Consider the following 19,927-nt stretch of genomic DNA (forward strand, 5'->3'; position numbering starts at 1 on the left):
TCATCGCATGGCCGCGGGGGAGCGCCGGAACCGCCCGGGGCGGAGCAGACGGGCCGTCTCCGACCGGAGGTGGTCGCCGGCGTAGGCCAGCAGCGCGCCGAGGTCGTACGACGGCTTCGACCGTCCCGGGTCCGCCGGCGGGCCGGGCAGGATCTCCGGGAACAGCGGGCCGCCCAGCGGATCTCCCTTGGCCAGCCCGTGCTTGAACAGCAGGGGCATGGTGTGCGGCCGGGGGTCGTAGCGGACGTCCTCGCCGGTGAACCGCAACGAGATCGCCCGGCGGCTCCTGCCGCGTGACGGGTTCCCCCGGGAACCGTGCAGGATGCGGGGACTGAAGAACAGCGCGTCGCCGGGCTGCATGTCCCACTGGGCGATGTCGAAGGCGGCGCGGTCGCCCTCGATGTCCGGGGCGAACTCCAGATCGTGGTTGGCGAGCAGGATCGCGTCCGAGGTGGCCGACTCGACCCGGTAGTCCTTGCCCCAGCGGTGCGAACCGCGGACGAACTCGAGCGCGCTGTTCTCGCGGGTGACCTCGTCGACCGGAACCCACACGTTGACGACCTGCCGGCCGGCGATCGGCCATGCGCTCATGTCCTGGTGCCAGGGCGTGGGCATCGTGCTGCCCGGCTCCTTGCAGAAGATGTCCTCGTAGAACAAGTTGACCCGCTCGGCGCGCAGCGCCTGCGCGGCGAACCGGGCCAGCGGCGACCGGAACCACAGCTCGCGAATCTTGTCGTGCTTCAACCAGACGAACATGTCGTGGTAGAGGCCCTTCCTGCGCCGCGACAGGAAGCGGCCCGACAGGGTGGGCCGGGCGGCGGCCTCCTCGAGGGCGATCCGGACGTGTGCGACCCATCGCGCGTCGAGCACCTTCCGTACGCAGATCACCCCGTCGTGGTCCAGCGTCTCCAGCTCCTCGGCGGTGAGGTCGCGGTGGGGCGTGGCGGGCAGAGTACCGGTCATGGCGAATCCCAGTCGTCGAGAATGCGGCAGGTCTCGTCGAGGAACGTGGCGGCGAGCGTCCCGTCGATCGCGTCGTGGTCGAAGGCCAGGACGAGGTGCATGACCGGGCGGACGACCACCTGACCGTCGCGGACGACCGGGGTGTCCACCGCGGCCGAGCCGACCAGACCCAGGGTGTTGTTGATCTGTGGAAGTGCGGCGACCACCCGTGGCTGGTGGAGCCGGGTGAAGCTGAAGGTGCCCTCCACCTCGGCGCGCCGGCGGGGATGGCGGGTGACCAGCCGGTACACGATCCGGCCCAGCCAGAACGGCAGGCGGTGCAGGGTACGCAGCTCGCGCAGGCCGTCGTTGTCCTCGTACGGTGTCGCCCGGTAGTGGTCGACGATTTCCTGGATGGCCAGCAGATCCATCCGGTCGGGACCGGGTATCCGCGCGGACACCACCGCCGCGGCGCCGTCGACCTGCTTGTCGAACAACATCAGGCAGTGCACCGCGTCGTGGCGGTAGACCCTCGGCCGCCGCGACCGCCGGACCGTGATGTTGACCTCCGGGTACTTGCCGACGGCCAGCGCCGCCGCCTTGACGGCGAACGCGCTGACGCTCACGTGGACGCCCTGCTCGCGGTACCGGCGCTGCGCCTGCCGTACCCGCGTCAGGTCGACGGTGGCGATCAGCTGGATCGGCGCCACCTTCCGGGCGTGGCGCATGAAGTAGTGGATGTGGCTGCGGGCCTTGGGAAACGCCACGTACCGTCCCAACGGGCACCTCCTAGCGGGCGTGGTCCGGGAACCTCAGGACGGACTCGTTCTGCCGGTACAGCACGGGAGCGGGCACCCATCGGAAGTACGCGTCCCGCAACCGCCTCGGCAGCGGACTTTCGAGCTGTTCGATCAGGCTGAGCGCGCGGGACGTCCGCACCATCCGCCGGGTCCGTGCCCGGCGGCGGTTCTCGAAGCTGCGCAGGGCCCGCGGCAGGTCGGTGGCCCCGGCGAGGCTGCCGGCCAGCACGACCGCGTCCTCGATCGCGGTGCCCGCGCCCTGGCCGAGGCTGGTCAGCATGGGGTGTGCCGCGTCGCCGAGCAGGGTGACCGGACCGGTACCCCACCGGTCGAGGAAGGGCCGGTCCTGCGCGGGAACGCTGACGATCGCCTCGGCCGGGGTGACCCGGATGGCCTCGCCCACCTCGTCGGCCCAGCCGGCGTACGCCCGCGCGATCTCGTCCTTGCCGCCGCGCCAGTTGCGGGCCGCCGGAGCCGGCATGTTCCTCGTGCCCCACCAGTAGACCCGCCCGTGGCCGATGTCGATCAGCCCGAACCGCTGCCCGGCTCCCCAGTAGTGGCGGACCGCCCCGTCGGGGAGCCGCTCGTGACGCATGGGCACGACGGCCAGCCAGCACACGTATCCCGGCTCGCGGGGACGTGCCGGACCGGCGAGCCGGCGGCGGATCACCGAGTGGAATCCGTCGGCGCCGATGAGCACGTCGCCGTGCGCCTCGCGGCCGTCCGCGAACCCGACGCGGACGCCGTCCGCGGTGGCCTCGAAGCCGGTCACGGTGGCGCCCAGCTCGACCGGCTGCCCGTCGAGCCGGTCGAGCAGTGCCCGTTGCAGGTCGGCCCGGCCGATGGAGACGCTCGGCGCGCCGAGCCGGTCACCGATGTCCTTCAGCGGCAGTGCCCGGATGGGACGGCCGTCGTGGGACAGCACCTGGAAGGACTCGATGGCCCGGCCGTGCTTGTCGAGATGCAGGTCGATGCCGAGGGTGCCCAGGGCGGACACCGCGTTGCTCATGATGGACAGACCCGTGCCGGCCGGACGGAGCTCGTGCGCCCGCTCGTATACCGCCACGTCGATGCCGACCTGGCGCAGGGTGACCGCCGCCGTCAGCCCGCCGATCCCGGCGCCGGCGATGATCACCCTGGGCCGCCGGTCCCGCCTCATCGCGCGCTCCGCTGGGCACAGGTCAGTTCGCGGATCCGCCGGGCGACCGAGGTGATGTGCGGTGGCTCCATCATCTGCAGGTGGTCACCGGGGACGTCCACGACGTCGACCCGGCCCTTCGTCCACGTGGACCAGCCGTTCGCCGGGTCGAGGTGCATGCTGCCGACCGCGCTGTGCGCGGGCGCGAGCACCTCCGGCAGCGGCCCGCTGGCCCGCAGCAACGTGAGGTCCTGGTCGACCGGTTCCGGCCGATAGCCGAGCAGCGCGTGCCAGTTGGCCTCGAACACGCCGAACAGGCGGCGGACGTGGGCGGGCGAGCATCCGGCGGGCAGGACACCCGCGTCGACCGCGTGCCGCAGGATGACCTCGAACGCCTCGTCGTCGTCGAGTCCCGGGGGAAGTGGTGCCGCCGCCGCGGCACCGCCGCGTTCCAGCCACAGCAGCTCCCACAGGAACCATTCGAACAGCAGGTCCCGGTGCACCGAGGAACGCCCGTCCACGGTCGGGACGATCGTGTCGAGCAGGACGAGGTTGTCCACCTCGGCGTCCGCGCACCGCAACTGGCGGGCCATCTCGAACGCCACGAACCCGCCGAACGACCAGCCGCCGAGGGTGTAGGGGCCCTCCGGCTGCACCCGGCGGATCGCATCCACGTAGCTGCGCGCGAGGCCGGGCAGGTCGCGCAGCGGCTCGGTTCCCGGTTCCGTCCCGGCCGCCTGCAACGCGTACACCGGCTGGTCGGCGGGCAGGGCCTGGGCCAGCCGTACGTAACACAGCACGTTGCCGCCGATGGGGTGGACCAGGAAGAGCGGGGGTCGGCTGCCGGCCGCGCGGATCGGTACGAGCGGGTCGAAGGCCGCGGGTGTGCCGCCGTCGCGCAGCCGGCCGGCCAGCTCGGCGATGGTCGGGGTGCGCACGAACGTCGACAGGGGGACGTTCATGCCGTACCGCTTCTCGATCATGACGACGATCCGCATGGCGCTCAGCGAGGTGCCGCCGAGGGCGAAGAAGTCGTCGTGCGCGCCCGGCGTGGGCACCCGGAGCAGCTCCGCGACCAGCTCGGCCACGGCGCGCTCGTACTCGTCGCGCGGCGGCATGCGCGGCACCCCGGCGGCGGCCGGTGCCAGCGGCATCTCCCGCAGCCGGGCGTCGTCGCGCTTGCCGCTCGGGGTACGCGGCAGCCGGGGCAGCCAGGCGAACCGCGCCGGAACCAGGTGCCCGGGCAGCGACGCGCGCAGCCGCCGCCGTACCTCCTCCACGTCGACCCGCGGTTCGTCGCCCACCAGGAACGCGGCCAGGTATGCCTCGCTGTCCCGGCGGCGCGCCACCACGGCCACCTCCCGGATGCCGGGGTGCTCGGCGGCGAGCCCGAGGATGGCCAGCTCGACCTCGGCGGGTTCCACCCGGAAGCCGCGCACCTTCACCTGGGTGTCCACCCGTTCGAGGCAGACGATGTCACCGCCCGGCAGCCGGCGGCCGAGGTCTCCCGTGCGGTACAGGCGGCCGGTGGGGTGTGCGACGAAGCGTTCGCGGGTCAGGTCCGGGCGGCCCTCGTAGCCGTGTGCGAGGCAGGCGCCACCCACGTAGATCTCTCCCCGGGCCCCCTCGGGCACCGGCCGCAGCCCGGCGTCGAGAAGGTGGACCTCGGCCCCGTCGATGGGCCGCCCGATCGGCGGCAGTGCCGGGAAACCGTCCGGATCGCCGCTCATCGCGAAGGCGGTCACGACGTGCGTCTCGGTCGGGCCGTACTGGTTCTCCAGGATCGAGCCGGGCAGTGCGCGGCACAGCCGGCGGATGTCGGGCGTGACCCGGAGCTGTTCACCGGAGGAGATCAGCACCCGCAGCTTCCCGGGGTAGATGTCCAGGGCTTGTGCCGTCTCGGCGAGCTGCTGGAGGGCGACGTACGGCAGGAAGACCCGCTCGACCCGCTCACGGTCGAGCAGGCGGAGCAGCGCGGCCATGTCGTGCCGCTCGTCCTCGTGGACCAGTTGCAGGGTTCCCCCGCCGCACAGGGTGGAGAAGATCTCCTGGAAAGCGACGTCGAAGCCGAGGGGCGCGAACTGCAGCGTGGTCGCGCCGACCGCGCCGCTGACCCGGCGGTTCTGCCAGGCGACCAGGTTGGCCAGCGCGCGGTGCGGCATCGCCACGCCCTTCGGTACGCCGGTGGAACCCGAGGTGAACAGGACGTAGGCGACGCTGTCCGGGGGGATCGGCACCGGCGCGGGCCGTTCGCCGCAGGTGCCGGCCGCGGTCGCCGTTTCGGCGCTCAGCAGCAGGTCCGGGTCGTCGAACAGGTGGGCGTGCCGGGCGTGCGCGATGATCCGGTACGGGCGGGTCACGCCGACCATGGCGGCGATGCGCGGCGGCGGGTAGCTGACGTCGAGCGGGACGCAGGCGGCGCCCGCCTTCGCGATGCCGAGGACGGCGGCGATCATCTCCGGTGAGCGGTCCATCGCGATGCCGACCCGTGCGCCCGGGGGCGTCCCGAGCGCCAGGAGCCGGTGCGCCACCCGGTCCGCGGCCTCGTCCAGCTCCTCGTAGGACCACTGCTGCGCGGGCGAGCCGGAGCAGGACACGGCGATCGCGCGGGGGTTCAGCAGCGCCTGGCGTGCGAACCAGCGCACCACGTCGGCGCCGCCGCCGGCGAGGAACGCGAGGTCCGCGGTCTCGCGCGGGTGGTCGACGATCCGGCGCAGGATCTCCAGGTAGTGGCGAGCGAACAGGCCGGCCTGCGCCGCGGTGACGGTACGGCCGTCGCCGTCGACGCGCAGCTGCAGGCTTCCGTCCCGGGGGTCGGTGATCGCGTTGACCAGCAGCGCGAAGTTGGTGCGCTCCCAGATCTCGACGTCGCGCACCTCGACGCCGGCCGTTGCCACCAGCGGGGTGAGCTGGTGGAAGTTGACGTAGTTGAAGGCGGTCTGCACCTCGATGCCATGCTCGGCCTGGATGGCGCTGAGCGGATACCGCCGGTACGGGTAGCCGTCGCGTTCCTGGTCGAAGAGCGCGCGTGCCGTGTCGAGCCAGCTGCGGGGCGTGGGATCGAGCCGGACCGGCACGGTGTTGAGGAAGAGCCCGGCCAGCCGCTCGGCGTCCGGCTGCTCGGGCCGCCCGTGGGTGACCAGCCCGGTGAGGACGTCCGCTCCGCCCGTCAAGAGCCGCAGCGTGAGGCAGTGCGCCGCGAACAGCACCGACTTGACGGCCAAGGCGTGGTCGTGGGCGAAGCGGTGGACCGCCCGGTGGAGCCGGTCCGGCAGCGGGACGCGACGGGTGACGGGCGCGCCGTCGCCGGGCGGTTCGTAGGCCCGGAAGCTCTCGAGCGGGGCGGGCGCGACGCCGTGCAGCCGGTCCCGCCAGTACCGCCGGGTCGCCTCGTCGGACAGCGCCTCCCGCTCGGCCCGTACGTAGCCGGCCGGCGACGCGGCGACGGCCGCGGCGACCGGCCCGACGTCCGCCCCGATCGCGTGCAGGTAGTCCTGCACCAGCTCGCCGATCAGGTTCGCCACGCTCCAGCCGTCCAGAATCGCGTGGTGGAAGCTGAACACGATGTCGAGGCGGCCGGGCCGCACGTGGGCCCGGAGCAGGTACAGCTCGGGTGACTCGAACGTGTACCTGTGGTGGCGGCGTGCGCCGATGTGCTCCCGTACCACGGCCTGCGCCGCGGCCTCGGTGTGGGAGCGCAGGTCGGCGACGTCCATCGTGTTCCCCGGGTCGCGGTGCACGACCTGTAACGGCTCCGAGAAGCCGGCCAGGTGCAAGGACGAGCGCAGGACGGGGTGGCGGGCCACCAGGCCGGCCCAGGCCCGGCGGAAGGCCGCCTCGTCCCAGGTCAGCTCGAGCGTGTACCGGAAGACGTCGTGGTAGACGTCGGAGTCGTCGTGCTCGCGGCTGTGGAACAGCATCCCGAGTTGGAGCCGGGTCATCGGCCAGGCGTCCTGTGCGACCGCGAGCCGGGCCCGGTCGACGCCCGCGACCAGCGCGAACGGGGTCTCCGCGGGTGCGCCGGGGTCCGGCGCGGCGGCGCTGACGCGCGTGGCCAGCCCCGCGACGGTGGGGTGGGCGAGGATGTCGGTCAGCGCGAAGTGCAGCCCGCGGCGGGCCGCCTGGGCGCGGATGCGCAGCATGAGGATCGAGTCGCCGCCGAGGCCGAAGTAGTTCTCGTGGACGCCGACGGTGCTCCTCTCCAGCACGTCGCACCAGATCGCGGCGAGCGTGGCCTCCACCTCGCCGCGGGGGCGCTCCTCGGGTGCGGCCCCGGCGGGTGACGGCGCCGGCAGGGCGCGCCGGTCGGCCTTCCCGTTCGGTGTCAGGGGGATGCGGTCGAGCCGGACGAAGAATGCCGGGATCATGTAGTCCGGCAGCGTTGTCGCCAGGTGGGAGCGCAGCAGCACCGGATCGATCTCGCCGGCGGCGGCGTAGTACCCGACGAGGTGCAGGCCGCGGGCCGCGGTGCGCCGGTCGACGACCACCGCACCGGTCACCCCGGGCGAGCGCGCGAGGGCGTTCTGCACCTCGCCGAGCTCGACCCGGTTGCCGCGGATCTTCACCTGGTCGTCCATGCGCCCCAGGTACTCGAGGGTCCCGTCGGCGAGCCACCGGGCGAGGTCGCCGGTGCGGTACATGCGCTCACCCGGGTGGAACGGGTCGCCGACGAACTTCTGCCGGGTCAGCTCCGGGCGGCCGAGGTAGCCGCGAGCCAGCCCGGCGCCGGCGATGCACAGCTCCCCGGCGACACCCACGGGCTGCGGCCGGTCGTCGAGGTCGAGCACGTAGAGCCGGTGGTTGTCGATCGGCCGGCCGATCGGCACCCGGCGGACCGGCTGCGTCGCGTCCGCCGGGCAGTCGAACGAGGAGACGTCGACGGTCGCCTCGGTCGGGCCGTAGAGGTTCACCAGCCGCGGCGCCCCGGCGGTGGCGAAGACCCGGTGGAACCGCTCGACCAGCGCCGGCGGGAGAGCCTCGCCGCTGCAGAAGACGTAGCGCAGCGACGCCGCCTCCGCGCGCCGCTCGGGCGCGTTCTCCAGCAGGTCCAGGAACGGACCGAACATCGAGGGTACGAAATGGAGCACCGTCACGCCGTGCTCGGCGACGGCCCGCAGGATCCGGTCCGGTTCCTTCTCGGCGCCCGGTGGCAGGAGGGCCACCCGGGCGCCCTCGACCGCCCACCAGAACAGTTCCCAGACCGACACGTCGAACGAGCTCGGTGTCTTCTGCAGCACGACGTCGCCGGCGCCGATCGGGTAGCGCCTCTGCATCCACGCCAGGCGGTTCACCACCGAGTGGTGTTCGATCATGACGCCCTTGGGCCGCCCGGTCGAACCGGACGTGTAGATCACGTAGGCGAGGTTGCCCGGCGAGGCGGCCTCGGCGAGCGGCGCCACCGGTCCGGCGTCGCGGTGCAGGTCGGGATCCTGTGCGGTCAGGACCGTGGTGGCCCCGCTGTCGGCCAGCAGGAACTCGATCCGGTCCGGCGGATGGCCCGGGTCGACCGGCACGTACGCCGCGCCCGCCTTCAGCACACCCACCAGCGCGACGACGAGTTCGGGGCCGCGCTCGACGAGGACGGCGACCCGGTCGTCCGGCCGCACGCCGCGCTCCCGTAGCGCCCGCGCGACCGCGGTGGCGCGCGCATCGAGGTCGGCGTAGGTGAGGCCGTCCTCGATCCCGTGGCCCGAGACGGCGATGCGGTCCGGCGTCCGGGCGGCCTGCTCGGCGATCAGCGCATGGAGGGTGACGTCCGCCCGGTACGGCCTCCGGGTGTCGTTGTTGCGCCGGACGATGTGGTCGTATTCGTCGCCGGAAAGCATCGCCAGATCTCGCACGGGCGCCTGCGGGTCGCCGATCGCGTGGCGGATCAGCGTGTCGAGGTGCCGGGCCGCGGACGCGATGGGAAAATCCTCGTCGAAGACGTCGAGGGCGTAGTCCAGGTCGATCCGGATCGCGCCGATGTCGGGGTAATCCCTGATATGCACCGTCAGGACGTCCTGCTCGTGCCCGTGCGGCAGCCCGGCCTTCTCCACCGACAATCCGGGGACCTCGTCGGAGGCGGACAGCCGCAGATAAGAAACGGTGACGTCGAACAGGCGGCGGGGTCCTTCCGCCGAGGTCGGCAGGGCACGCAGGATGTCGCCGAGCGACAGTCGCTCGTGGCGTTTCATGGCGATCGTCGCCGTGGCGATCTCCATCGCAATGTCGGCCGTCGACATGGCGCCGCGCACCGGCACCCGCAGCGGAAGCATGTTCGCGAAATGCCCGACGGTCCGCTTTTCCCGGACATTGTGCCGGTTGAGATGGGGGATGCCGAGCACCACCTCCTCCGTGCGGTGCACCCGCCCCAGGTAGGTGGCCAGCGCCGCGGTGAGAAAGGAGAACACGGACGTCTGCCGCTCGCGGATCCGGTCGACCAGCTCACGCTCGATCGTGAAGGTGTGCCGGCCGCTGCGCCGTGCGCCGTTCTCCCCGGCGGCCGGGGTGCGGGCCGGAAACAGCGCCGGACGGACATCCGCGAAGGTGCTCCGGTAGAACTCCCGGTCCCGCTCCCAGCGTTCGGATCCCTGATAGCGCGCGTGTTCCTCGACGTGCGAAAGGTAGGAGCCCGGCGTGATCTCCAGGGCCCGGCCCGTCCGGGTGGCGTGCGCGTAGTCGGCGAGGATCTGCCCTACGAGCTGGTCGGCTCCCCATCCGTCGAGGATGATGTGGTGCACCGTGCCGTACAGGTGGACGACCGAGTCGCTCTCCCGCAGCAGGGCCATCTCGTAGAGCCGCGGGCCGGTGAGATCGATCGGGCGGCGGGCCGCCCGCTCCATCCAGGACCGGCATCCGGCCGCGGGATCCGCCGCGGTGGAGAAGTCGTGGACGTCGATCCGGGCCGGCTCGGGCCGGCACCACTGAACGGGGACGCCGTCGCGTACGCCGAACCGGAGTGTGAACGCGTCATTGCGCGTGATGGCGCGTTCGCAACATTCCTGCAGCACCGCGAGGTCCACGTTTCCGGCGAGTCGAGCGGCCGCTGCGACATTGAAGCGGGGGAACTCCGGAAATTGCGCGCCCGCCGCCCAGATGTCGCGTTGGTAGGCGGTCAACGGAATCAACGAATCGGCATTCATGGCATCCTCGGGACGGTGAGCCGGTCAGCACCGGCGCGTGGCACGCGGGACGCGACATTCCTGCGTCGCCCGGAGCGTGCTTCGATGCGGCAACCGGGCTCTGGTGCCTTGCAACGGTGACGACCTTATGCGCGTCGCGGCGGCGGGGGGAACCCCCGCGATTCATCGATTCCGGTGACAGATTCAACATCCGCCGAAGGTGGCTATCGGAAGAAGTTTCCCGTAGCGTCGGTAACCGCTCCATTGCGGAGCGTCGCGTCGCCGTCCGGCAAAGGCCACACCGGAGCCGCGCGGCCGTACCCGGCCGGGGGCGAGACGCCGGGCAACGTCAGTTCGGGGCCCGGTGGTGTCGGGCCAGGGCGGTGAGCGCGACGTGCAGGCCGGTCGTCGGCAGCGAGGCGTCCGGATCCTGGAACCACCGGGCGATCGAGGCGCCGCCGGCCATGCTGAGCAGGAAGCCGGCGAGCTCCTCGGCCATCGGCGACGTCCCCGGGACGGTGAAGACGGATCCGAGCGAGTCCGCCAGCCACCGGCGCAGCGCCAGCCGATACTGCGAGAGCTCCTCTCGTGCCGCTGTGCAGGCGCTCTCTTCGAGCATGCTGATGCCGACGAGCAGGCGAAGGTCGTGCGGGTGCCGTTGGAACAGCTCGTCCACCGACTCCAGGAACCGGCTGAGCCGCTGGGACTCGCCGGTGCCGGAGACGGTGGCGGGCGGAAGGCCGGCGAGCAGGGCCTGCCGGGCCTGCCGCAACACGGCGAGATAGATCCCCTCCTTGCTGCCGAAGTGCCAGTAGATGGAGCTGGCCGGCAGTCCGCAGGCGACCGAGATGCGGGAGATGGACGTGGCGGCGTACCCGTGCCGGGACATGAGCCTGGTCGCCGCTGCCAGGATCGCCTCGCGCGACGGTGTCGCACGCTCGCCGGCCGCCGTGTCCTGCATGCAATGACCATAGGCCGCGTGCGCGGTTGTCACCATCCGCAGACACGTAGACGCGCTTCGATCTGTCTGGAACGCTCGTTACAGAGATGCCCGTCCACGACGCGTGCAAGGAGTCCCGATGGACGACCACGCCCTGCTGCCCGTGCACCCCGTTCCCGCCGACCTGGAGCGGCGCTGCGACCCGTACCCCTGGCTGAACCGCCTGCGGACCGAAGGTCCGGTGCAGCGGATCCGGCTGCGAGACGGCACCGAGGCCTACATGGTCACCCGCCACGGCGACGTCCTTGCCGCTGCCGGGGACCCGCGGCTCTCCAGCGACCCGCGCCGGCTCACCTCGCAGCCGGAACGCTCGGTACGCCTCAGCGCCGGGAACGCGTTGCCTTCCATGCTGACCACCGACGCACCCGACCACACCAGGCTGCGCCGGCTGGTGTCACGCGCCTTCACCGCCCGGCGGGTCGAGGCCCTGCGGCCGCGGGTACGCGAGATCGCCGCGGGCCTGCTCGACGCGATCGTCCCGCGCGGCCATGCCGACCTCGTCGCGGAGTTCGCCTTCCCGCTGCCGGTGGCGGTGATCTGCGAACTGCTCGGCGTACCCTTCGCCGACCGCGCCTACTTCAGCCGCCAGAGCTCCGACCTGCTGCGCCCCCCGGTGGACGCGGCCGAGATGGCGCGCGCCGAGGCCGCCCGCGACCGGCTGCGTGACTATCTCGCCGACCTGGTGGCGGACAAACGGGCGGATCGCGGCGACGACCTGATCAGCGAGCTCGTGGCCGCCACCGAGGAGCAGCGGCTCACCGACCAGGAACTCAACTCGATGGCACTGCTGCTACTGGTCGCCGGCCACGAGACCACGGTCAACCTGATCGGTACCGCCATGTGGCTGCTGCTGCAGCGGCCGGAACAACTGGCCGCACTGCGCGCCGATCCGGCGTTGCTTCCCGCCGCGGTCGAGGAGTTCCTGCGCTACGACGGACCCGTGATGACCGGCGTGGCACGGTACACGACGACCGATGTGGAGATCGCCGGCATCACCATCCCGGCCGATCAGATCGTCATCCTGTCCACCGGCGCCGCCAACCGCGACCCGGAACGCTTCGAGCGCCCCGACGAGGTCCGCTTCGACCGCGCCGACAATCCCCACGTCGCGTTCGGCCACGGTTCGCACTTCTGCCTCGGCGCGGCCCTGGCCAGGGTCGAGGCGGTCGAAGGCATCGGTGCGCTGCTCCGGCGGCTGCCCGGCCTGACCGCGGCGACCGACCCGGCCGAGCTGCCGTGGCGCCCCAGCGTGCTCCGCGGCCTCCAGCGGCTCCCGGTCACCTTCGACACGCCAGCGACCGACGCCGGCTGAGAGACCCGGAGCCGCCCGCTCCCCGCCGGGTGCGACGGGAGCGGGCGCGCTCCGCGGTCCCCGATGTCCGCCTGCGGGACCGAATGGCCGGGAGCTCACCGCGCCTGGGGGGTCACGGGAGCGCGCGGCGGACCGCGGCGACGATGCGGTCCTCGTCGGCCTCGCTGGTGCGCCAGTTGCAGAAGGCGAGCCGCAGCGCCGGTGTGCCGGCGTAGACCGTGGGGGTGACGAACGCCTCGCCCGATTCCGCGACGGCCCGGGCCGCCTCGGCCTGGTCGCCCGGGAGGGCCAGGCAGACGACGTTCAGGCGGACCGGGGCCAGCAGCCGCACCCCGGGGAGCTCCGCGAGGCGTGCCCCGACCCGCTGGGCCGAGGCGATGTTGCGGGTGACGATGTCGCGGTGCCCGTCGCGGCCGTACGCCGCGAGCGAGAACCAGGCGGCCAGCGCGCGGAGCCGGCGCGAGTTCTCCGGCGTGTGGTGCAGGAAGTCCGGTCGCTCGGTCAGCGGGCCGAGGTACGCGGCGGCGTTGCTGAAGACCTTCAGCTGCAGGTCCGTACGGCGGGTGAACTGCACCGCCGAGTCGTACGGGACGTTGAGCCACTTGTGCAGGTCGACGCAGATCGAGTCGGCCTCGGCCAGGCCGTCGAGCAGCGGCGCGTGCGCGGGGCTCAGTGCGGCGAAGGCGCCGAAGGCCGCGTCGACGTGCAGCCAGAACGGGTACTCCCGGCGGAGCTCGGCGATCGCCCGCAGGTCGTCGTAGTCGACGGTGTCGACCGTGCCGGCGTTGGCCACCACGATCGCCGGGCGCCCGGCGCGGTCCGCCAGCGCGGCGCGCAGCGCCGGCACGTCGACCGCCTCCCGGTCCGGCAGCAGCGGCAGCTGCCGCAGCGCGCCGCGGCCGAGGCCCAGCATGGACAGAGCCTTGTAGATGCTGGAGTGCGGCGCGCCGGAGAACACCGCCGTCTCGCCGAGTGCCGCGGCACCCTGCTGGGAGACGTCCACGCCGAGCCGTTCGCCCAGCCACTCCCGGCCGATGGCCAGACCGACCATGTTGGACATGGTGGCGCCGCTGACGAAGGTGCCGCCGTACCCGGGTGGCAGGCCGAAGAGCTCCCGCAGCCAGCCGAGCGTCTCGCGCTCCAGGTCGCCGGCGGACGAGCCGATCCCGGGCCCCGCGTTCTGGTCGAAGACGCCGGTCAGCCAGTCGCCGGCCAGGCCGGCCGGGGTGGCGCCGCCGGTGACGAACCCCAGGTACCGGGGTCCGGCGCTGCCGGAGAACCCGGGTGCCCACCGGTCGGTGAAGGTCGCGAGGGCCCCGGCCAGCCCGGCGCCGTCCGCCGGCAGCGGCAGGGCCGGACGCGGGGCCGGGGACCGGCCCGCGGGGCGGTCGTCCAGAGCGTCGAGCACGTCGACGGCCAGCCGGCGGACGGACTCCAACAGGGCGGGGAAGGCCGCGAGGTCGCCGGCGAGTCGAGGATGCATGCCCTCACGCTAGGCGGCCGGCCGGCATCCGATCATGGCCAATTCCGGGGTCCTGGACCGGACCCCGCCCGGGAGCCGCGCGTCGCGCCTTCTCGCTGTAGAGGGCCGCGTCGGCGTGGGCGTACAGGCTGTCGAAGTCGTCGCCGTCCCGGTCCAGGGTGGCGGCGCCGATGCTGACGGAGGTGCGTTCGCCCAGGGCGTGCCGCAGCCGTTCGGCGACGGCGGCGGCGTCGGCCTCGCCGCAGTCGCCGACGAAGGCGACGAACTCGTCGCCGCCGAGGCGGCCGACCGCGTCGTGCGGGCGGAGGGTGGCGGCGATGGTGGCGGCGACCCAGGTCAGCAGCTCGTCGCCCGCGGCGTGGCCCCGGGTGTCGTTGAGCTGCTTGAAACCGTCGAGATCGAGGACGAGCAGGGTGGCCGGGCGGTCGGTGCGGCGGGCGTTGCCGAGGTCTGTGGCGAAGCGTTCGGCGAAGCCGCGGCGGTTGAGGCAGCCGGTGAGCGAGTCGACCCGCGACAGCCGGGTGACCAGCGCGCGCTGACGGGCGGCGGTGCGCCCCTGCAGGGCGCAGATCAGGGACAGCGTGATGGCCTGGGCCAGGTGGATCGCCACGTACCAGCCGTCGGGCGCCCCGACGACGGCGGCCATGCCGAGGTACAGCAGGGCGGCGGCGGCGAGCGCGGGCAGGACCGCCCGGAGCCGGGTGCCGAGGGCGAGCAGCGGCATGGCGACCAGCAGGGCGACGCCGGTCGGCGCCGTGACGCCGCCGTCGGCGACGGTGACGACCGCGGAGAACCCGAACAGGGCCGCCGTCGCCGCCAGCATCGTGGGACGGGCCAGGGCCGAGCGGCTCAGCCAGTCGGCGGCGGCCAGGACGGCCAGACCCAGCAGACCGCCCGCCGCGGAGACGAGGGCGATCCAGCCGCGGTCGGGGTGGGCGGTGGCGAGGATGCCGGCGTACGTGAGGCCGGTCAGGCCCTTGGCCACGGAGATCCACCCGGCGTCGGCGATGGAGTGCCGCCGCCGCTCGCGGCGCGACACCGTGGCCGGGGTGTGCTCCTCGACCTGGCCGCAGGCGGCCGCGATGGTCTCCGGGCCGGGGATGCTCCGGTCCCGGGCGGCCTTGTCGTCGTACAGCAGCCGGTCGGCCAGGTCCCGGAGCTCTCCGGCGGTGGCCGCCTCGGCGGGAGCGCTCGCCTGGCCCAGGCTGCCCGGGGCGGCCGCGGCGAGCGCCGCGCGCAGCCGGTTCACCAGGGGCGCGGCCTCGGCGGGCGCGGTGCCGGCGAGCAGGACGGCGAACTCGTCGCCGCCGAGGCGGCCGACGGCGCCGCCGTCACCCAGCTCGTCGCGCAGGGTACGGCCGGCCCAGGTCAGCAGCTCGTCGCCGACGCGGTGGCCGTAGCGGTCGTTGATCTCCTTGAACCGGTCCAGGTCGACCAGCACGAGGGTGAGCGGGTGGCCGCTGCGCGCGCTCTCGGCCAGCTCCTGATGCAGGCGCTCGTCGAAACCCCGCCGGTTGAGGCAGCCGGTCAGCGGATCCACCCGGGAGAGGTCGGTGAGCCGGCGGCGGAGCGAGGCCAGCGCGCGCGAGTGCCGCAGGCACAGGTACGCCGCCGCGCCGAACCCGAGGGCGTGCACGACGGCATAGCCGGGCGGTGCGGGGTCGCCCACCAGCGCGATGCCGGCGTACGCGGCCACCCCCGCCGCCGCCACGACGGCGAAGATCCGGGGCGGCAGCACGATCGCGAGCAGGACCAGGGAGAACGGCACCAGGGCGCCGAGCGGCCTGGCCACCCCGCCGTCGAGCAGCGTGAGCGTGGCGGATCCGGCCAGGGTGACGGCCACGCCGGTGAGCTGGGCCGGGATCCGCAGCCGGGAGCCGGCCAGGCGGGCGGCGACCGACCAGCCGATGCCGGTGACGGCGAGCATGACACCGACGACCGCCAGCATCGCCGGCCGGTGTGGTGCGCCCAGGGTGCCGATCAGGTAGAGCCCCGCCAGCGCCGGCCCCATCGCCTGCTGCACCGCGCTGGCACGGATCGCCCGCACCTGCCGTGCTGGCGGGTGCGTCGGCGTCCTGGCGGTGCGGGCAGCGGTCATGGGCAGGCGCCCTCGAGTCCGTTCGGCGAGGCGGGCGCGGGTCGGTGGTGACCCGCCGATATCCGCCCATCGGCCGCCCCGCCGCCGTCTTGAGAACTTGCCGCCGCCGGGTTGCGGCCCGGCCCCGGTTACCTGCCGGCCTTCAGCAGGATCTTGCCGTCCGAGCGGGCGCAGGTGCCCCAGGTGTTCGAGGTGCTGAGCTTGAGCACGTACGCGCGCTTGGGGTCGAGGTTGGTGTAGGTGAGGGAGGTGCTGATGGCGGTGCCGCCGTACGTCGGCGTGGCCGTGACCACCTGGTTGCCGACCATCTTGGTGAGGGTGGGCTTGATCCCCACCGAGACGGGCCAGTGGTAGGGGTCGGGCCGCGCCGGGCCGGTCTTCGGCGTGCCCACGTACCCCGGCCACTGCGGCCGGCTGTACGTGAAGGTCGCGCTCGTGCCGTCGGCGCCGCGCGTGGCCTTCGCCTTGACGACGATCGAGGGCATCAGCGAGCCGATCCAGTAACGCTGGGCCTTGCCGGCGCCCTGCGCGTTCTCCGCGGCGACCGAGATGTCGAACGAGGAGCACTTGTCGACGGTGGGGATGGTGCTGAACATCCGCGTGCCGGCGGCGCCGGTCGCGGGCACGACGTAGTCGGTCTTCTTCGTGCCCTCGAGGACGGAGATCCGGTACTGGGTCACGTCCGCCTGCGCGGTCCAGCTCACGGTCGTCTTCTCGCCCTGAAGACCGCCCCGGGTCGCGGCGATGCCCATCAGCGCGCCCGGCGCGGAGGCGGTAGCGGCGGACGCGGCCGGCGGAGCGACCAGCGTGGCACCGGCGGCAGCCACACCGAGGACGGCGACGAGACGGGACATCTTCATGGTGTTCCTTCCGATCTTCCTGCTGACGAGGGGAACCATCGGCCGGTCGCTCAAGCCGCTCTCAAGGCCGCCTCCGTTCCGCCTCCGGATCGGCGGGGCGGTCCCGGCACTAGACTCGGGCCCCATGCTCACCATGCAGGGCGCGCTCGCCCGGCTCACGGCGTACTGGCGTGATCAGGGGTGTCTGGTCGTCCCGCCGATGAACACCGAGGTGGGCGCGGGCACGCTCAATCCGGCGACCTTCCTGCGGGTGCTGGGGCCGGAGCCGTGGCGCGTCGTCTATCCCGAGCCGTCCGTGCGGCCCGACGACTCGCGCTACGGCGAGAACCCGAACCGGCTGCAGACCCACACCCAGCTCCAGGTGGTCCTCAAGCCGGACCCCGGCAACCCGCAGGAGCTCTACCTCGGCAGCCTCACCGCGCTCGGCGTGGACGTCGCCGCCCACGACGTGCGGTTCGTCGAGGACAACTGGGCGTCGCCCGCGCTCGGCGCCTGGGGGCTGGGCTGGGAGGTGTGGCTCGACGGGCTGGAGATCACCCAGTTCACCTACTTCCAGCAGGCCGGCGGGATCGACCTGGCGCCCGTCTCGGTCGAGATCACGTACGGCGTCGAGCGCATCCTCATGGCCCTGCAGGGCGTCACCCACGTCCAGGACATCGAGTACGCGCCCGGGGTCAGCTACGGCGAGCTCTTCGGCCAGTCCGAGTACGAGATGTCGCGCTACTACCTCGACGACGCGGACGTCGCGGGCCAGCGTCAGCTGCTGGAGCTGTACGCGAGCGAGGCACAGCGGATGGTCGACGCGGGCCTGCCGGTGCCCGCCCACACGTACGTGCTCAAATGCTCGCAGGCGTTCAACGTGCTGGACGCGCGCGGCGCGGTGTCCACGGCGGACCGGGCCGCGGAGTTCGCCCGGATGCGGCGGCTCGCCGGCGACGTGGCCCGGCTCTGGACGGACCGCCGGGAGGAGCTCGGCCACCCGCTGGGCGTGGCCGCACCGCCGAGCGAGGAGGCCGCGCCCGTCGCCGTCGCCGGTGCGGCGGACCGGGCCCGGATGCTGGTGCTGGAGATCGGCACCGAGGAGATGCCGCCCGTCGAGGCCCGCAGCGCGCGCGACCAGGTGCGCCGCGAGCTCACCGATCAGCTCGCCGCGACCCGGCTCGGCCACGGCGACGTGCGGGTGTACGCCACCCCGCGCCGGATCGTCGCCGTCGTCGGCGCCGTCGCGGCCCGCGAGGACGACCACACGCACACCGTGAAGGGGCCGCGCACCACGGCACCGGCGCAGGCGCGCGAGGGCTTCGCGCGCGCTCAGGGCGTACCCGTGGACGCGCTGGAGACCGCCGACGGCCACCTGGTCGTGCGGCGGCACGTTCCCGGCGGCGCCGCGCCCGGCGTCCTCGCCGGCGTGCTCGCGAGGGTCGTCGCGGGACTGCGCTCGGCGCGCAACATGCGCTGGAACGATCCGCGGCTGACCTTCACCCGGCCGATCCGCTGGCTGGTCGCCCTCTGGGGCGACGACGTCGTGCCGGTCGCGGTCGGTGCGCTGCGCGCGGGCCGCGAGACCCGCATCCTGCGGACGGCCGCGACGCCCCGGCTGCGCATCGCGTCGGCCGAGACCTTCATGGAGACCATCTCGGTGCACGGCATCGTCGCCGACCCCGACGACCGGCGCGAGCTGATCGTCTCCGGCGCGCAGGAGCTCGTGTACGGCGAGGGCCGGGTGGACGTCGCCGCCGAGGGCGCCCTGCTCGACCAGATCACCTACCTGGTGGAACAGCCCACCCCGCTGCTCGGCCGGTTCTCCGAACGCCACCTCGAGCTGCCCGGCGCCGTGCTCACCACGGTCATGCGCAGACACCAGCGCTACCTTCCCGTACGCGACGACGACGGCGCCCTGCTGCCCATGTTCGTCGCCGTGGCCAACGGCCCGGTCGACGCCGACCTGGTGCGGGCGGGCAACGAGGCGGTTCTGCGGGCCCGGTACGAGGACGCGGCGTTCTTCTACCGCGCCGACCGGGCCACCGGAATCCCGGCGATGCGCGAGCGGCTACGGCACCTCACGTTCACCGACAAGCTCGGCTCGATGGCCGACCGGGCGGCGCGCATCGACGCGCTCACCGGGGTGCTCGCCTCGGCGGCCGGGGTGAGCGAGGCGGACGACGCCGTCGCCGACCGGGCGGGCGAGCTGGTCAAGTTCGACCTCGGCGCCCAGCTCGTCACCGAGATGACCAGCCTCGCCGGAGTGCTGGCCCGCGACTACGCCACCCACGCGGGCGAGTCCCCGCAGGTGGCACAGGCGCTGTACGAGGCCGAGCTGCCCCGCCACGCCGGCGACGACCTGCCCGCGTCCGTACCCGGGGCCCTGCTGTCGCTGGCCGACCGCCTGGACCTGATCGCGGGCCTCGCGGCCACGGTGGGCCTGCCCACCGGCAGCAGCGACCCGTACGCGCTCCGCCGCGCCGTGCTCGGCGTGCTCGCGGTGCACCGCGCCCACCCGGACCTGTCCGCCATCGACCTCACCGACGCGCTCGCCTGGGCGGCGGCGCGGCAACCCGTCGACGTCGCCCCGGCCGTGCTCGCCGACGTCCGCGAGTTCCTCGCCCGGCGCCTCGAGCAGGTCCTCACCGAGGAGGGTCACCCGGTCGACCGGGTCCGCGCCGTGCTGCCGCACGCGGGCCGCCCGTCGGTCGCGGACCGGCTGCTGGCCCAGCTCGGCCGGCTCGTGGCGGAGCCGGACTTCCGCAGGCTGGCGGAGGCGATCCAGCGATCCCGCCGCATCGTCCCGGCCGGTACCCCGGCCGGGCTCGACCCGGCCCGGCTCACCGAGCCCGCCGAGCAGGCCCTGCACGCGGCGGTGACCGCGGTCCGCGACGCGTGGGACGGCACGCCGGACCTCGGTCGCTTCACGGCGGTGGCGGCACCGCTCACCGGGCCGGTGGAACGCTTCTTCGCCGAGGTGTTCGTCATGGCCGACGACCCGGACGTGCGGGCGGCGCGTCTGGGACTCCTGGCCGCGGTCCGGGACCTGGGCGACGGCCTGCTGGACTGGCCGCAGCTGAGGCTGGGTCCCTCGACGCCCGCTGACGGGATCAGCGGCACCCGCAGGTAGATCTGCGCGGTCCAGCACGCGGCGACGAACAGGCTCTTCTGCCCGCGGGTCAGCCGGCGCGCCGGGCGCCCCGCTGGCC

At 73.5% G+C, this 19,927-nt stretch carries 10 protein-coding genes; 2 read left to right on the plus strand and 8 right to left on the minus strand.

All coding sequences use genetic code 11. From position 1 onward, the window contains the following. The 5 genes from IEY99_RS29790 to IEY99_RS29810 form a co-directional block, all read right to left on the minus strand. Window positions 1–963, minus strand: a complete 963-nt coding sequence (locus tag IEY99_RS29790) for a phytanoyl-CoA dioxygenase family protein (RefSeq protein ID WP_189207416.1) — start codon at window positions 961–963, stop codon at window positions 1–3. Continuing rightward, a complete protein-coding gene (locus tag IEY99_RS29795) occupies window positions 960–1,709 on the minus strand; it encodes a 2-oxo acid dehydrogenase subunit E2 (RefSeq protein WP_189207417.1) in 750 nt (249 codons plus the stop codon). Before IEY99_RS29795 ends, IEY99_RS29790 begins: the two co-directional genes overlap by 4 nt. 22 nt (window positions 1,710–1,731) lie before the next feature. Further along, the gene (locus IEY99_RS29800; protein ID WP_189207418.1) at window positions 1,732–2,901 is read right to left on the minus strand and encodes an FAD-dependent monooxygenase; all 1,170 of its coding nucleotides are present in this window, start codon (window positions 2,899–2,901) and stop codon (window positions 1,732–1,734) included. Next, window positions 2,898–9,980: a non-ribosomal peptide synthetase gene (locus IEY99_RS29805; protein WP_268245155.1), complete on the minus strand. Its 7,083-nt coding sequence runs from the start codon at window positions 9,978–9,980 to the stop codon at window positions 2,898–2,900. The genes IEY99_RS29800 and IEY99_RS29805 overlap by 4 nt, the downstream gene beginning before the upstream one ends. 352 nt (window positions 9,981–10,332) lie before the next feature. Further along, on the minus strand, window positions 10,333–10,944 hold the full coding sequence (locus IEY99_RS29810; RefSeq protein ID WP_189207420.1) for a TetR/AcrR family transcriptional regulator: 612 nt from the start codon (window positions 10,942–10,944) through the stop codon (window positions 10,333–10,335). A 118-nt stretch (window positions 10,945–11,062) separates the two neighbouring features. Here IEY99_RS29810 and IEY99_RS29815 point away from each other — a divergent pair, with 118 nt between their 5' ends. Further along, window positions 11,063–12,295, plus strand: coding sequence for a cytochrome P450 family protein (locus IEY99_RS29815; RefSeq protein WP_189207421.1), 1,233 nt, complete (start codon window positions 11,063–11,065; stop codon window positions 12,293–12,295). 112 nt (window positions 12,296–12,407) lie between these two features. On the opposite strand, the gene IEY99_RS29820 is transcribed toward IEY99_RS29815, so the two are convergent. The 3 genes from IEY99_RS29820 to IEY99_RS29830 all read right to left on the minus strand — a co-directional run bounded on the left by IEY99_RS29820 (window position 12,408) and on the right by IEY99_RS29830 (window position 16,736). Further along, entirely contained in the window at window positions 12,408–13,778 is a 1,371-nt protein-coding gene (locus IEY99_RS29820; protein ID WP_189207422.1) for a pyridoxal phosphate-dependent decarboxylase family protein, read from the minus strand. Between the two features lie 4 nt (window positions 13,779–13,782). Continuing rightward, window positions 13,783–15,876, minus strand: coding sequence for a GGDEF domain-containing protein (locus IEY99_RS29825; protein ID WP_189207423.1), 2,094 nt, complete (start codon window positions 15,874–15,876; stop codon window positions 13,783–13,785). Window positions 15,877–16,004: 128 nt separating this feature from the next. Further along, complete coding sequence (locus tag IEY99_RS29830) at window positions 16,005–16,736, minus strand: hypothetical protein (protein WP_189207424.1); 732 nt, start codon at window positions 16,734–16,736, stop codon at window positions 16,005–16,007. A 124-nt stretch (window positions 16,737–16,860) separates the two neighbouring features. Here IEY99_RS29830 and IEY99_RS29835 point away from each other — a divergent pair, with 124 nt between their 5' ends. Further along, complete coding sequence (locus IEY99_RS29835; protein ID WP_189207425.1) at window positions 16,861–19,848, plus strand: glycine--tRNA ligase; 2,988 nt, start codon at window positions 16,861–16,863, stop codon at window positions 19,846–19,848. The last annotated feature ends 79 nt before the right edge of the window (window positions 19,849–19,927 follow it).

The sequence above is a fragment of the Couchioplanes azureus genome, assembly GCF_014648355.1.
GTDB classification, from domain to species: Bacteria; Actinomycetota; Actinomycetes; order Mycobacteriales; family Micromonosporaceae; genus Actinoplanes; species Actinoplanes azureus.